The sequence below is a fragment of the Bradyrhizobium liaoningense genome, assembly GCF_018130785.1.
GTDB lineage: Bacteria > Pseudomonadota > Alphaproteobacteria > Rhizobiales > Xanthobacteraceae > Bradyrhizobium > Bradyrhizobium liaoningense_A.
Genome location: NZ_JAFCJT010000001.1, coordinates 738,985 through 752,642 on the forward strand (window position 1 = coordinate 738,985; position 13,658 = coordinate 752,642).

Genomic DNA, 13,658 nt, shown 5'->3' on the forward strand with positions numbered 1-13,658 from the left:
GTTCAGCAATCGACTTCTCCGAACCGTCGTCGCAACGAGACGGAAAATGTTGCAACACCACAAGGCGTTACAGATCGTCACGGAGCAGACAAAGCTCGAAACAGCGACTCTTTGGCCCGGGTAGGAATACGGTATCGGACTGCCGAATGCTGCGAATGAACATTCATAAGCGCATTTTTTCATCAATTGTGGACCCCGCCCTTTCGCGTTAAGCATCGGGCTTGGGACAGACCACCGTGCAAAGATTTCCATGACCGAACGGCCTTCCGCGTTCGCGGTCGATCGCCGCGGCTTCATTCGCCTTGCTGGCACAACCGCGGCGGGATGGCTCGCGCTCGGCGCAACATCTGATCGTATGCGAATCGTCGCATCACTGACGGGATTGCCGCTCAACGACGAACTGACCAGAAGGAGCATGACCGACAGCCCGACCTCCCGCCTGGGTGGCCTCATCGTCGGCTTGAGGCAGCGCGGCTGGGTCGAAGGCGTCAACTTCCGCTTCGAACTCCGTTCGACCTTCGGCGGACCGGACAAGCTCAACGCCGCGGTGCAGGAGTTGCTCGAGCTCAAGCCGGACGTGATCCTGACCGGCTCGACCATCGAAACCGCCGCAGTCTTCGCCGCCACCAAAACCATCCCGATCGTTTTCGCGACCGCCAACGATCCCGTCGGCAACGGCTTCGTCGCTAGTCTCGCGCATCCCGGCGGCAACGTCACCGGCTTCACCAACAGCTCCGCCGAAATGGGCGGCAAATGGCTTCAGCTCATCCGGGAGGCGGTGCCGGATCTCGCGCGCGTCGGCGTGCTTTTCAACCCGGCGACCACGCCCCGCGCCGGGCGCTTCTTCCTCGATTCGATCGAGCAGGAGGCTGCGACGTCCGGGGTGTCCGTGGCCCCCGCGCCCGTCAATGCGACGACGGACATCGACGAAGCCATCAGGCGCTTTTCGGAACCGCCCAGGGCGGCGATGGTTGCGCTTGTCGACAGCTTCCTCGTGATCCACCGCCAGGCGATCGTGGCGGCGGCGGCCAAGCATAGCGTCCCCATGATCTATCCGTTCCACTACTTCATGGATGCGGGCGGACTGATGAGCTACGGGCCGACGCTGGAGGTGCGCTCGGCCGACTATGTCGATCTCATCCTGCGCGGCACCAAGGCCGGCGATTTGCCGGTGCAATCGCCGCGGAAATACGAGCTCCTGATCAATCGCACGGTCGCCCGCTCGCTCGGACTGAACATTCCATTCACGCTGCTCGCACGCGCCGACGAGATCCGCGAGTGAACGAGGCGATCGACCAGGGACATTTGCGGACGCCTCCGGGCCGGTTGTTCCGAAAATATCTCTACTCGATCGTCGCCCTCGCCTTTGCCGCACTCGCCATCAACACCGGCTTCGACGTCTGGTTCTCCTACCGCGAGCAGAAGCAGCTGCTCGCGGCGACCCAGCGCGAGCAGGCAGCAAGCGCGGCGATTCAGATCGGCCAGTTCATCGGCCAGATCGAAAGCCAGATCAGATGGCTCTCGCGCCTGCCTCCCGAGCTGTCGAGCAACGAAGACGACCGCCTCAACGCCATCCGCCTGCTGCGCCTCTCGCCCGCGATCGCGGAGATTACCGAGCTCGACTCGCAGGGCCGCGAGCAGGTGCGCGTGTCGCGCCGTGCCGCGGACAGGATCGGCAGCAGGGCCGATCTCTCGGCTTCGCCGGCGTTCCGCGGTGCCAATGAAAGCCGGGCCTATTACGGGCCGGTCTACTTCTTCGGCGACACCGAGCCGTTCATGACGCTCGCCACGCGCGGGATCGGGCGGAATCCCAATGTGATCGTGGCCGACGTCAATCTGCGCTTCATCTGGGACCTCGTCGCCGGGATCAGGGTCGGCAACACCGGCAAGGCCTATGTGGTCGACCGCATGGGGGTCTTGATCGCGCATCCCGATCTGTGGCCGGCACTGCGCCGCAGCGATCTCTCAGGGCATGCGGACGTGCGCGCCGCGCTCGATGGCGTGGGGCCGCCTTCGGGCGGCCTGGTCAAGGAGGACCTGTCAGGCCAGCGCGTGCTCTCGACCTATGCGACGGTCCCCTCGCTCGGCTGGCTGGTGTTCGTCGAGCTTCCGCTCACAGAAGCCTATGCGCCAATCTACGCATCGATCGGACGCGCGACGTTTCTCCTGGTCGTCCTGCTCGCCTGCGCGGTCCTGGTGTCCCTCTGGCTCAGCCGGCGCATGACCGTGCCGATCCAGATCCTGACGCAGGGAGCGCGGCGGATCGGCAGCGGCGATCTCGGCCTGCGGCTCGCGATCAAGACCGGCGACGAGCTGGAAGCGCTCGGAGACCAGTTCAACCGGATGGCCGCTCACTTGCGCGAATCCTACGCGACGCTGGAGCGCAAGGTGATCGAGCGCACCTCCGAGCTCGAGAAGGCCCGCGACCACGCCTTGGCCGAGCATGACGCAGCCGAGCGCGCGCGCAGGGCCGCCGTGCTGGCCAACGAGACCAAGTCGCGCTTCCTCGCCGTCGTCAGCCACGAGCTGCGCACGCCGCTGAACGGCGTCATGGGCGTGCTGCAACTGCTCGACGACGGCAGCCTCGGCGAGGCCCAGCGCCGCCACCTCGCGACTGCGGAGGCATCGGGCGAAACGCTGATCGCGCTGGTTGATGCCATCCTGGAATATGCCCGCCTGGAGGCCAGCACCGAGACGCTGGAGACGCGCGACTTCCGCCTCCAGCAGCTGATCGAGACCGCCGCGGAGCTGATGTGTCCGCAGGCCTTCGGAAAGGGCCTGACCTTCGACCTCGCCTGCGATGCGACGGTCGACACATCCGTGCATGGCGATCCGGTCAGGCTCAATCGCATCCTGCTCAATCTGATCGGCAATGCCATCAAGTTCACCCCGCGCGGCGGGATTACGCTCACGGCGGCCGCCGAGCAACGCGACGATCACGTCCTGCTGCGCATCACCGTTCGCGATACCGGCATCGGCATTGCGCCCGACATGCACGAGCGCATCTTCGACGATTTCGTCCAGGCGGACGACAGCATCGCGCGGCGGTTCGGCGGCACCGGCCTTGGACTTGCGATCGCGCGGCGCCTCACCCACCTGATGCGCGGCGAGCTGACGGTTGCGAGCACGCCGGGTGCGGGCAGCGCGTTCACGCTTCAAGTGCCGCTCGCCCGCGCCGCAAGCGGCGTTGCGCAAGGTGCGATTGCGCCGCCGACGCGGCAGCTCCGCGTGCTGCTGGTCGACGACGATCCCGTCAATTGCGAGGTCGGCGAAGCCATTCTGAACCGGCTCGGCCATCGCGCGACCATCGCGAGGAATGGCGCGTCGGCCATAGAGCTCGCCCGAGATCAGGCATTCGACATCATCCTGATGGATCTGCACATGCCCGACATGGACGGCGTCGAGGCGGCCTCGCGGATCGGCAAGCTCGATCTGCCGAAGATGCCGCGCATCATCGCCGTGACCGCCGATGTGTCCACCAGCGCCCGCGAGCGGCTCGCAGGCGCCGGCATCGCCAAGATCGTCAGCAAGCCGATCCTGATCAATGCGCTGCGCGAGGCGATCGAAGACACCCAGGACGCGCCGCCCACAGCGCAGCTCGCCGCAGGCGCATTGATCGACCGGCATTTCCTCGACGACCAGAAGGAGCTTTTGGGCCAGACGCAGATTGCGAAGCTGCATCATCTCCTGCAGGAGACCAGCGACAAGCTGATCGCGGACATCATCAGCGCCGCGGCAACCGGCGACCACAAGCAGCTCGCGCGGCTCACGCACCAGCTCGGCAGCGCCGCCGGTGCCCTCGGCCTCGTCCGCCTGTTCGAACGCTGCCGCGAGGTCGAGGAGGCAGCGCCGTCAATGTCCGCTTCCGAATGCCAGAACGCAGCCCGCGAGCTCGCCGCGCTGCGGGAAGCCTCGATGAGTGCGCTGGACGAATTGCTCCGGCCGGCAGAGCAGCGTTGGGTCAGCTAGGGAAGCTCGAAGCAGACTTTCCGGAAACCGGGCCTGCCAACCGTTTACTGGGCCTCGACAGAGAGAACACGAACGGCGCCGTGGCTTTTGAGATAGGCTGAGAGGCAGTCACCAAATTCGTCCAGGAAGGCCAACCCGTTTCGATCAAAATCGTTTGTTCCGCAAAGAACTAGCGCCCCACGTTCGAAGCGGCAGTTTACCTCTCGATGCCATCGGCGGTGTTGGCGAAATTCAGCTTGGATGTCTTGTGCTGCTGTCGCTCCGACGGAAGCATCGATCCCGTCGCAAGCCAGCGTGATCTTGAAACTCATGGGCCAGCAACCTCCTCCCGCCCAAACCGCTCCACCAGAAAATCGATGAACAGCCGCACCTTCACCGACAGGTGCCGCGTCGGCGGATAGACCGCGTAGAGCGCGAGCGGCGGCGCAGAATAGGTATCCAGCACGGTCCGCAACTCGCCCTTCCGCAACGCCTCAGCGGCGATGAACTCGGGCAGCAGCGCGAGCCCCCTGCCCTTGACCGCGACGTCGCGCAGCACTTCGGCATTGTTGACGCAGAGCGACCAGGCCGGCTGGATCCAGTGATCGCCGTCGATGCCGGTGAGCTTCCATTGGTTGCCCGTGAGCAGGAAGCCATAGGTCAGCGAGACGTGCTCGCGCAGATCCTGCGGATGCTTTGGCGTGCCGTGACGTGCCAGATAATCCGGCGAGGCGCAGATCATGCGCGCCACCGGCATGATTTTTCGCGCGATCAAACTCGAAGATTCCAGCTCAGCGATCCGCAGCGTCACGTCGAATCCGTCCTGCACGGGATCGAGCAGATCGTCGCTGAGCACGATCTGGAGCTGGAGCTCGCCATAGCGCGCCATGAAATCGGCCAGCACGGGACCTAACCGCATCGTGCCGAACGACATCGGCGCGTTGACCCGCAGCAGGCCGCGCGGCGCCGACTGGGCCTGCGTCACCGCCTGGTCGGCGGCCTCGATCTCCGAGAGGATCACGACCGCGCGCTCGAAGTAGCGCTGGCCGTTCTCGGTCGGGCTGGCGTGCCGCGTGGTCCGGTTCAGCAGCTGGACGCCGAGGCTCTCCTCGAGGTCGGCGATGTATTTGCTGATCGCCGAGCGCGACAGCCGGAGCTGCCGGCCCGCCTCGGCAAAACTGCCGCTTTCGACCACTTTGACGAAGGCCCGGAGGCTGGCGACCTTATCCAAGGCCTGGCTCCGGCGATTGTTTCCAAATCGTAGACATAGACGTCATATTTGCATGGATTGTCTCCAATCCAAAGCGGAACGATATTTCCGCCCAGGGCAAGACCGCTCCCCGAATTCTGGAGGACGACAATGTCTGGACTGCACCATGTCACCGCGATCGCCGGCGACCCCATCCGCAATTTCGGCTTTTACACCCGGGATCTCGGCCTGCGCTTCGTCAAGAAGACGGTCAATTTCGACGATCCCGGCACCTATCACTTCTATTACGGCGACGAGACCGGCCGCCCCGGCACCATCCTGACCTTCTTCCCCTGGGCCGGCGTGCCGGCCGGTCGCCGCGGCGTCGGCGAGACCCATCAGACGGCCTTCCGGGTGCCGCAGCGCTCGCTCGGCTACTGGACCCAGCGCTTCACCGAGAAGGGCATTGCCTATGAAGCCCTGGAGAAGCGCTTCGGCGAGTCCGTGCTGCCGTTCACCGACCCTGATGGCATGGCGCTCGCACTCGTCGGCGTTCCCGGCGCCGAGAACGAGCCCGGCTGGAGCAATGGCGACGTGCCGGCGGAGCATGCGATCCGCGGCTTCCACGGCGTGACCCTGCTGCTCGACAGCGCGGCCAAGACGGCTGCCGTCCTCACCGACGTGTTCGGCTTCAAGGAAACTGGCCGCGAAGGCTCGGTGATCCGCTTCAAGGCGCCTGGCGACACTGAGGGCAGCGTCGTCGACATCTATGAGGCCAAGGGCTTTCTGCGCGGGCATCAGGGTGGCGGCTCCGTCCATCACATCGCCTTCCGCGCGGCCGACGATGCCGAACAGGGCAAGATGGCGCAAAAGCTCGTGAGCAATCACGGCCTGCACCCGACCGAGCAGCGGGATCGCAACTACTTCCGCTCGATCTACTTCCGCGAGCCCGGCGGCGTGCTGTTCGAGATCGCGACCGATATCCCCGGCTTCGCCGTCGACGAGCCCGTCGCGACGCTGGGACGTGACCTGAAGCTGCCGAGCTTCCTCGAAGCGCAGCGCAAGCAGATCGAGGGCGTGTTGCCGAATCTGGAAGAGAGGGTGTCGTGACCGAGAGTGCATTCATCCATCGTTTCGAGCCCGCGCGCGACGCGGGCTCGCCCCCGCTCCTGCTGCTGCACGGCACCGGCGGCGACGAGAACGACCTGCTCGGGCTCGGCAAGATGATCTCGCCCGGCTCCGCCCTGCTCTCGCCGCGCGGCCGCGTGCTCGAGCACGGTATGCCGCGCTTCTTTCGTCGTCTCGCCGAAGGCGTGTTCGACGAGGACGATGTGCGTCGGCGCGCACACGAACTCGGCGACTTCGTCGCGGAGGCGCGGAAGCAGTACGGTATCGGTGCGCCCATCGCGGTCGGCTTTTCCAACGGCGCCAACATCGCAGCCGCGCTGCTGCTGTTGAAGCCGGACGTGCTGGCAGGCGCGATCCTGCTGCGCGCCATGGTGCCACTGTCGGATCCGCCCAAGGCCGAGCTTGGCGGCAAGCCGATCCTGCTGCTGTCCGGACAGGCTGACCCGATCGTGCCGGCGAGCAATTCGGCGCAACTTGCGGCGCTCCTGTCCGAAGCAGGAGCCCGTGTCGACCACAAGGTGCTGCCGGCCGGCCATCAATTGTCGCAGGCCGACGTCACGCTGGCCCGCAACTGGATCGGCAATGTCGCCGCGAAAGCGGCATAAAAGAGCGAGCGGCGCATCGCTTTCGGACGGTGCGCCGTCCCTCTCATCTCTGTCTGATCTGCCGCTCCAGGCGCAACGTATGCTCACGCAGGGACTCGTAGATCGGTGCATTGCCCAGCAGCATGGGTAGCAGCATCGCCATGAAGCACGCGCCCAGCATCGGCAGCAGCATTGTCACGTTACCGGTCATCTCGGCGACGAGAACAATGCCGGTCACCGGCGCACGCACCACGCCGGTGAAGAAGGCGGCCATGCCCACCAATGCAAAGGCTTCCGGCTGGATAGCGAGCGTTGGGAAAGCAAGGCGGCACGCCGCTCCGAACAGCAGCCCCGACTGGGCTCCGAGCACGAGCAAGGGCGCGAACAGTCCGCCGGGAGTGCCGGCCGCGTATGAGAGAGCGCCGAGCCCGAACCGGATGAGGAATGCGGCCCCCAGGATGCCCACGCTCTCGTGGCCGATCAGCGCGCGCTGCGTGAGCTGATCGCCGCCACCGACCAGTTCGGGCGCGAACCAGGCCAATATGCCGACGCTCGCGCCGATCAATCCGGCGCGGATTTCCATCGGTAGCCGTCCAAATCGGTCGCGAACTGCGATGGTCGCAAGCAGCGTACGATTGTATGCGACGGCGAGGAGACCCGCGATGCCGCCCAGAGCAAAGAACAGCGGCGCGGACTCAGCGCTGGGATAGCTCAGCGGCGCGATCTGGAAGTCGGGCGCGTCACCGAGAAGCAACCTTGCGACCGGGATCGCCGTCGCCAGCGCTGCAAGGGCGGCGATGGCAACACGGCGCTCGAACCTTTGCACCAGCTCCTCCAGCACAAACACGAGCCCGGCAATCGGCGCATTGAAGGCCGTTGCGAGGCCGGCGCCAGCGCCGGCCGCCAGCAGCACGCGCGTATCCGCCCAGCAAAGCCGGCAGACGCGCGCAGCGAAAACCGCGATACCGGCGCCCATCTGGACCGTCGGCCCCTCGCGGCCCAGCGCCAGCCCGGAGCCGATCGCCAGTAACCCGCCGACGAATTTCACTGGCACCAGAGCAATCGGAGCCGGTGGAATCTCTCCGTGCAGGACAGCTTCGACATGCGGAATGCCGCTGCCCGAAGCGTGCGGCGAGAACGTCCGCACCATCCACGCCGCAACCAGGGTTGCGAGAGCGCAAGCGCCGACGACAATCAGGAACCCCCAGAATGTGTGGCCATGGGCCCAGGCTATCATCGCATCGCGCAGGCGATCGGCATGCGCGAGCAAGAGCCGGAAGATCGCCCCAACACATCCGGTGGCTGCTCCTATGATGAGAGCCATCGCCGCGAGGCCCAACAGGCTGCGACCTTCGTCTGCGACTTGCCGGTCGTCGTTAGCGTTATGGTCCACGGCTGGCCGATGATCTCGAGGCTTTCGCAAAGCACAATCTTTGCCGAAATCATCGGCGAATGTCCCGGAAAAAATGCTTCCTCTGCCTTCTGCACGTTCTCACCAGAGCCCTTTTGCAGATCAGGGCACCGCTCGTGGGCTGCTGGATCCGATCAGTCCACGAAGGCAGGCCAGGTCCGCTCGGCTCTCGAGAGCGGACAACGTCGGCTCGCCTTAACCAGTCGGCCAAGGGCTGGAACCGGTCCTGTCGATTCTGATCGGCTTTGGAGAGCTACTCGGGCAACCCGGCTTTCCGAAACCCCTCGATCAATAGCTTCGCCTTTGATTGCCCACCGCGAGCGATGTAGGTGGATATTGTAAAGGAAGGGTCGTGCTCGAGTATCCCCGCCGCTGCCTCGCGCGCCTCCGCGTCGCGTCCGCAATGGGCAAAAGCGGATGCCAGACACCGGTAGGATGCCGAATGAGAGGGGTTCTGACGAACTGCCTTCCTTGCTGCCACGATCGCCTCATCAAAGCGGCCAAGTTCAATGAATGCCATTGCCATGCCGATGAAGGAGCGGTGCAGGAGCGGATCGACCGGGCTCATGCGAATGGCACGCTCAAAGCTCCTGATCGCTTCTTCCGGCTGCCCCGCTATTCTGTACACCCAGCCTCTGCCATGCCACGCCCAGAATGAATTCGGGTTGAGTGCGACTGCGCGATCCGCCATCTCGATCTCGCGTTCACAATCGCCAACCATGAAGGCCGAGACGGTAGCAGCGTTCGCCAACGCTTCGGGATCGCTGTCGTCGATGCTCAGTGCCAGACGAAAAAGTCGGATCGCCTCCCTGCGATCGAAATAGGGATCGACCGCAAAGCCCATGGTAACGTTGAGCGCGTGGCACAGACTTGCCAAAGCCGCAACAGAGCCGGATCGCGGGTCCAGCTCCAGGGCTTTATGAGCGAGCCTTATCGCCTCAGCGAACCCTTCGCGGGTCGAGCTGTAATATTGCGGCAAAGCCCGAAGGTAGAAATCATAGGCTGTAAGGTTTTCCGGCCGCCGCCGCGTTGCCATCGCAATTTCTGTTTGAAGCAACTTCGGCTCGATGGCCGAAACGACAGCGACTGCGACCTCGTCCTGGAGCGCAAAAACGTCCGTCAGGTCACGCTCGAACCTGTCGGCCCAGATGTGCGCACCTGTAACCGCATCAATCAATTGCCCCGCGATGCGAACCTTGCCCGACGACTTGCGCACAGACCCCTCGAGCACGTAGCGCACGCCAAGCCTGCGTCCAACTTCCTTGATATCGACCGCTCTGCCCTTGAATGTGAAGCTCGAGTTTCGGGCGATGACGAACAGCCATTTGAACCGCGAAAGCGCTGTCGTGATCTCCTCGACCATTCCGTCGGCGAAATATTGCTGCTCTGGATCGCCGCTCATGTTCTCGAACGGCAACACCGCGATCGAGGGCTTGTCGGGAAGCGCAGGTGCGGGCTTTGACGAATCCACGCAGCCGATTGATTCCGGCGTGATGGCGGATTGGTGCACCGCGCCGACGAAACGGAAGCCCTTGCGTGGCAGCGTCTTGATGAGGCGTTGTTCGTCGCCGGAATCACCGATCGCGCTTCGTGCAGCGTTAAGACGAGTGGTCAGTGCCACGTCGGACACGATGCGTCCATTCCAGATGGCGCTCACGAGGTCGTCTTTGCTGACGACCCGCTCCCTGTTCCGGATCAGGTAATCGAGCAGATCGAAAACCTGCGGTGCGGTAGGGACGACGTTAGAGCCACGATGCAGCTCGCGCCGGTCGGTGTCGAGAGCGTAGTCCTCGAAGAAATAGCGCACGCTACCCTCCTTGGTCACCTCGTTGATCGCCTGACGCGCTCAAGCACCGTTGGAACTCAAAGAATAGGCCGCGGGTGAGGAAAAAGTAAGCCGGATATCGATCCGCGTGGCATCCGCCTCGCAGAACGACCTTCCCGACGTTAACCTTATCGGCAAAATGATCCGTACGCGGGTCGGTAGCCGCCGACAAGTTGCCTCATTGGAGCGGAGAATTTTCAGCGGCACTAACTCAGGTTGGAGGCGCATCATGCTGAGAATGGTGTTGTTGGGCCTGCTTATCCCGTTGTGTGTAGGAGTGCTGTCAGCAATGGAGCTCAGAACTCCACCGCGCAGCACAGTCGCGGTCGTCCAGCCCCAGCCCCCTGCCGAGCCAAACGCAGACATTTCCGATTCACATGGCGTATTGGCAAAGGCTGATCGCCTTGAAGTCGTCGCTATGAACAGCGAAAGGCCAGCACAGCTTGCTTCGGTCGACGAACGCGTTGCTCCGCCGGAAAACATCAGTATCGGTCCGTCGGAGCCTCCGAGCCCGATCGCCCGTCATCGGCACAATCCGAAGAAGGTCACTACCACTGCACACCCCAAGTCGAAGCCAAAGGCAACCGTCATCAAGCGAACTGCGGTTGTCCAGCCTTCAAAGGCCGCCAGCGATACCGAGCCCTGTCGGCTCAAGGCGTTTGGCGGCTTACTTAAGGCTTTAAATTCAACCGGCTGCGAAATCTGAGGGCTTCGATATTGCCCTATGAGCAGCAGCCCCCGCTTCTTGTCGCCGTCGAACGTCCTCACAGCGTCGAACAACGGCTTCCGCTCGACCAGGGTTCAGCCTCAATTGATTACAGCCGGAATGCCACGGCGGCAACGAGGCACAGGGCTGAGAAGTTGTTCCGAGCGAGTTTTGTCGTAGCGCGTTGCGATGCGCCTGAAACCCAACCGCTTCGCCAATCGGGAGATGTTCTTTTCCGAGGGTCGTTAGCGTGCCTGCTCGCGGCGCCGGTGAAGCGTCCGAGACCGGTCGCGAGCAGCGGCTCGCACAACCGCGGGCCACCGATCACTTCGACCGCCATGGGGTCATCCGCGGTATCCAGCGCGGGACCGCGGCGCGGAACGCATCGTACTCTCTCCCAAACGTCTGCTCGAGTGTGGGTTCTTCGTACGCGACGACGAAGACGTGGAAGGCGAGCCAGAGCAGCGCCCCGTAGACGATGAGGCGCCAATCGCCCATCAGCACCGCTTGACCCAGGATGATGGCAACGACAGCGACGTATATTGGATTACGCACATAACAGTAGAGACCGGTCACCACGAGATTCCGGGGCGGCGCGATGGGCGCGGGGGTGCCGAGACCCTGCAGGGCGAAACGCGCAAATGCGTCAACGAGCCCAGGCACGCCTGCGAGAATCATTATCGCGCCGATGCCGCGCGTCAGCTCCAGACCAAGGAACGGCGGCCGGAGTTGCCAACCCGTGATCGACCATGGAACGAGCCCCGCCAGCGTAAATGGGGCGACCACGAAGAAAACCGCCGAGCCCAGGACGGCAATGGCTCGTTGCACGGCAGTTCCCGACACTCGCTGCGAGCTCATTCCAACCTCGCCTGCATGGTTTACCGTCGTCATCCGGGTGCCGACACGCTGGCCATGTTAGCCCAAAAGCGGAAACCGCGACATCGAGCACGAAAACGAGGTCCTCGGGTTCGAGATTGCCCCCAATTGGGGAATGATGTCCGCCACCCGCGCCAAGAATCTGAGCGCGATCGAAATTCACGAGGTAGCGTCGGCGCGGATCGCTGGAGCGACGCAGATGCGAACGCATCCCCCGACAGAGAGCCGGCCGATGTTCTTCGTTAAGTCAAACAGAAAAGCGACAGCTAATCGGACCCATTCCGTCTTCCCGCTATGAGCGGGCATGAAGGCGCTGGTCCGGCAGTAGCGGCTCTTCACCAAATGCAGTTTGCCCTTCTCGGGGGCATCCCCGGAACGGTATCAGCGTCGAGATCCTGATGCTAGATTTCCCGGGTCATACCGGACAGGAGGACGACATGCCTGATAGCATCTACAAGGTCATAGAACTGATCGGTACCAGCAGCGACTCATGGGAGAAGGCGGCCGCCAATGCGATCGAGCAAGCTGCAAAATCTCTCCGAGATCTTCGCATTGCAGAGGTCGTCAAGCTCGATATGCAACTGGATGACAAGGGAAAGGTTGAAGCCTATCGCGCCAAGCTCAATGTATCGTTCAAGTTCGAGGGCTCCTGAGCCTCAGCACCTCGCCCCGCTTGCGGGGCGAGGATGGATCATTGGAAAAGGCGCGTTGCGCGGCCCACGCAACCGGGCGGTAGGACCCAGCTCGGAAGCAGGCCGTAGTCCGACTGGGACCGAATGCTTTGACGTGTGAGCGCGCGTGGCGCGAGGTGGCCTCATGTACATGGTCATTCGCAAGTACACCAAGGTTCGTTCCGTAGCGGACGCCGCTCGCCGGGCCAAGAGCGGCGTCGGTGAGATCCTAAGGCAATCGCCGGGATTCAGGTCTTACTATGTGCTGGATGCGGGCGATGGTGTTGGTATCGCCGTGATGATATTTGACGACAATGAAAGCGCCAATGCAGCGAACGCCAAGGTACTGGCGTTTGTTCAAGCGAGTCTACACGACCTCGATCTTGGAGTTCCCGAAATCACCACCGGCGAGATTTTGGTGAACATTGAGCCCAATGGGTCCTCGAGCATAAGGTAGACGCAAACGTCACCAGCCCCGCGGCGGGGGCCCGCCCGCTGCTGATGCAGTCGACCTGATCCCCGTCGCGTTTGCGGCGAGCGCGAGCCTTGGGCATCAGCATGTCGTCGGCCAGCAATATGCGACTGCGCGTTCTTTTCGAGGAGCAGCAACACGATGAAGCAACACACCTCCGAAACATTTGCCACCACGGCGATCGGCTGGGCACCGCTCGTGCTTATGGGCACCGCGATGCCGCCAAGAGACCCAGATGAAGAGGACGAGGACGAAGACGACGAAGAGGAGGATGACGCTGACGAACCGCCGGTCGTGCGCGAGCCGGACGAAGACTAGACTAGCGCGCGTTCGCCAGTCAGCGCTATAATATCTCCCATGGGCTGGGATGCGAAAGACATAGCGCTCCTCAAGAAACTCTGGTCCGCAGGACAGAGCGCGGCGCAGATTGCGCGCCGTCTCGGGTGCAGCCGCAATGCGGTCTGCGGCATGCTGACCCGTATGGGCCTGAAGCGCGGCCGCAAGCCGCCTACAGCAAGACCCAACATAAGGCCGCCCCCGAAGCTGAGGCCGACGTCGTCGGCGGCCTGCGCCAGCCCAGTCGCAAAGAAGGTGTCGCGGGCGAAGAGACCGGAGCCCAAGGAATTCAGCAAGCAACAGCTTTACGCCATTCTGGCTGAGGCGGTCAGAAACACCGGCTGAGAGCTCACCACGAACGTCGTTGCGCTCCCACCAGCCCGACGGGTCGGCTGTCGTGTCGCTTCCAAGCCTTCGTCCGCTTCGGATCACAAGGCGACATTCCCCGGGTCGAGGCGGCGCGTGCGCTTTCCCCTCGAAAGCAGGTATCCGCACTTATGCCCTATGGGCCG

The 13,658-nt window shown here is 63.4% G+C and carries 14 protein-coding genes and 1 pseudogene; 9 read left to right on the top strand and 6 right to left on the bottom strand.

Annotated features, from left to right (window positions below; genetic code table 11):
* Positions 1–250: 250 nt before the first annotated feature.
* A complete protein-coding gene (locus JQ627_RS03210) occupies positions 251–1,282 on the top strand; it encodes an ABC transporter substrate-binding protein (protein WP_212482692.1) in 1,032 nt (343 codons plus the stop codon).
* A complete protein-coding gene (locus JQ627_RS03215; RefSeq protein ID WP_212482693.1) occupies positions 1,279–3,969 on the top strand; it encodes a hybrid sensor histidine kinase/response regulator in 2,691 nt (896 codons plus the stop codon). Before JQ627_RS03210 ends, JQ627_RS03215 begins: the two co-directional genes overlap by 4 nt.
* 44 nt (positions 3,970–4,013) lie before the next feature.
* Here JQ627_RS03215 and JQ627_RS03220 read toward each other — a convergent pair whose 3' ends face one another.
* A complete protein-coding gene (locus tag JQ627_RS03220; RefSeq protein WP_212482694.1) occupies positions 4,014–4,280 on the bottom strand; it encodes a hypothetical protein in 267 nt (88 codons plus the stop codon).
* Positions 4,277–5,179, bottom strand: a complete 903-nt coding sequence (locus JQ627_RS03225) for a LysR family transcriptional regulator (RefSeq protein WP_212482695.1) — start codon at positions 5,177–5,179, stop codon at positions 4,277–4,279. Before JQ627_RS03225 ends, JQ627_RS03220 begins: the two co-directional genes overlap by 4 nt.
* 129 nt (positions 5,180–5,308) lie before the next feature.
* Between JQ627_RS03225 and JQ627_RS03230 the strand changes: the two genes are divergently transcribed.
* Complete coding sequence (locus JQ627_RS03230; protein ID WP_212482696.1) at positions 5,309–6,247, top strand: ring-cleaving dioxygenase; 939 nt, start codon at positions 5,309–5,311, stop codon at positions 6,245–6,247.
* On the top strand, positions 6,244–6,870 hold the full coding sequence (locus JQ627_RS03235) for an alpha/beta hydrolase (protein ID WP_212482697.1): 627 nt from the start codon (positions 6,244–6,246) through the stop codon (positions 6,868–6,870). The genes JQ627_RS03230 and JQ627_RS03235 overlap by 4 nt, the downstream gene beginning before the upstream one ends.
* A gap of 43 nt (positions 6,871–6,913) precedes the next feature.
* Here the strand turns inward: JQ627_RS03235 and clcA are convergent, their stop codons facing one another.
* The gene (gene clcA, locus JQ627_RS03240; protein ID WP_212482698.1) at positions 6,914–8,242 is read right to left on the bottom strand and encodes a H(+)/Cl(-) exchange transporter ClcA; all 1,329 of its coding nucleotides are present in this window, start codon (positions 8,240–8,242) and stop codon (positions 6,914–6,916) included.
* 271 nt (positions 8,243–8,513) lie between these two features.
* Positions 8,514–10,067: a winged helix-turn-helix domain-containing tetratricopeptide repeat protein gene (locus JQ627_RS03245; RefSeq protein ID WP_212482699.1), complete on the bottom strand. Its 1,554-nt coding sequence runs from the start codon at positions 10,065–10,067 to the stop codon at positions 8,514–8,516.
* 247 nt (positions 10,068–10,314) lie between these two features.
* Here JQ627_RS03245 and JQ627_RS03250 point away from each other — a divergent pair, with 247 nt between their 5' ends.
* The gene (locus JQ627_RS03250) at positions 10,315–10,791 is read left to right on the top strand and encodes a hypothetical protein (protein ID WP_212482700.1); all 477 of its coding nucleotides are present in this window, start codon (positions 10,315–10,317) and stop codon (positions 10,789–10,791) included.
* A gap of 324 nt (positions 10,792–11,115) precedes the next feature.
* On the opposite strand, the gene JQ627_RS03255 is transcribed toward JQ627_RS03250, so the two are convergent.
* Entirely contained in the window at positions 11,116–11,649 is a 534-nt protein-coding gene (locus JQ627_RS03255; protein ID WP_212482701.1) for an isoprenylcysteine carboxylmethyltransferase family protein, read from the bottom strand.
* Between the two features lie 64 nt (positions 11,650–11,713).
* Positions 11,714–11,875: pseudogene (locus JQ627_RS03260) on the bottom strand (phytochelatin synthase family protein); the annotation flags it as partial.
* Between the two features lie 229 nt (positions 11,876–12,104).
* Between JQ627_RS03260 and JQ627_RS03265 the strand changes: the two are divergent.
* The 4 genes from JQ627_RS03265 (at position 12,105) to JQ627_RS03280 (ending at position 13,491) form a co-directional block, all read left to right on the top strand.
* A complete protein-coding gene (locus JQ627_RS03265; protein WP_212482702.1) occupies positions 12,105–12,320 on the top strand; it encodes a dodecin family protein in 216 nt (71 codons plus the stop codon).
* Positions 12,321–12,483: 163 nt separating this feature from the next.
* Positions 12,484–12,795 (top strand): hypothetical protein, encoded by a 312-nt coding sequence (locus JQ627_RS03270; RefSeq protein ID WP_212482703.1) that lies wholly within the window; start codon positions 12,484–12,486, stop codon positions 12,793–12,795.
* A gap of 156 nt (positions 12,796–12,951) precedes the next feature.
* Positions 12,952–13,128 carry a hypothetical protein gene (locus JQ627_RS03275; RefSeq protein WP_212482704.1) on the top strand — a complete coding sequence of 59 codons (177 nt, stop codon included), beginning with the start codon at positions 12,952–12,954 and terminating at the stop codon, positions 13,126–13,128.
* Positions 13,129–13,167: 39 nt separating this feature from the next.
* Positions 13,168–13,491, top strand: coding sequence for a GcrA family cell cycle regulator (locus JQ627_RS03280; RefSeq protein WP_212482705.1), 324 nt, complete (start codon positions 13,168–13,170; stop codon positions 13,489–13,491).
* Positions 13,492–13,658: the final 167 nt, after the last annotated feature.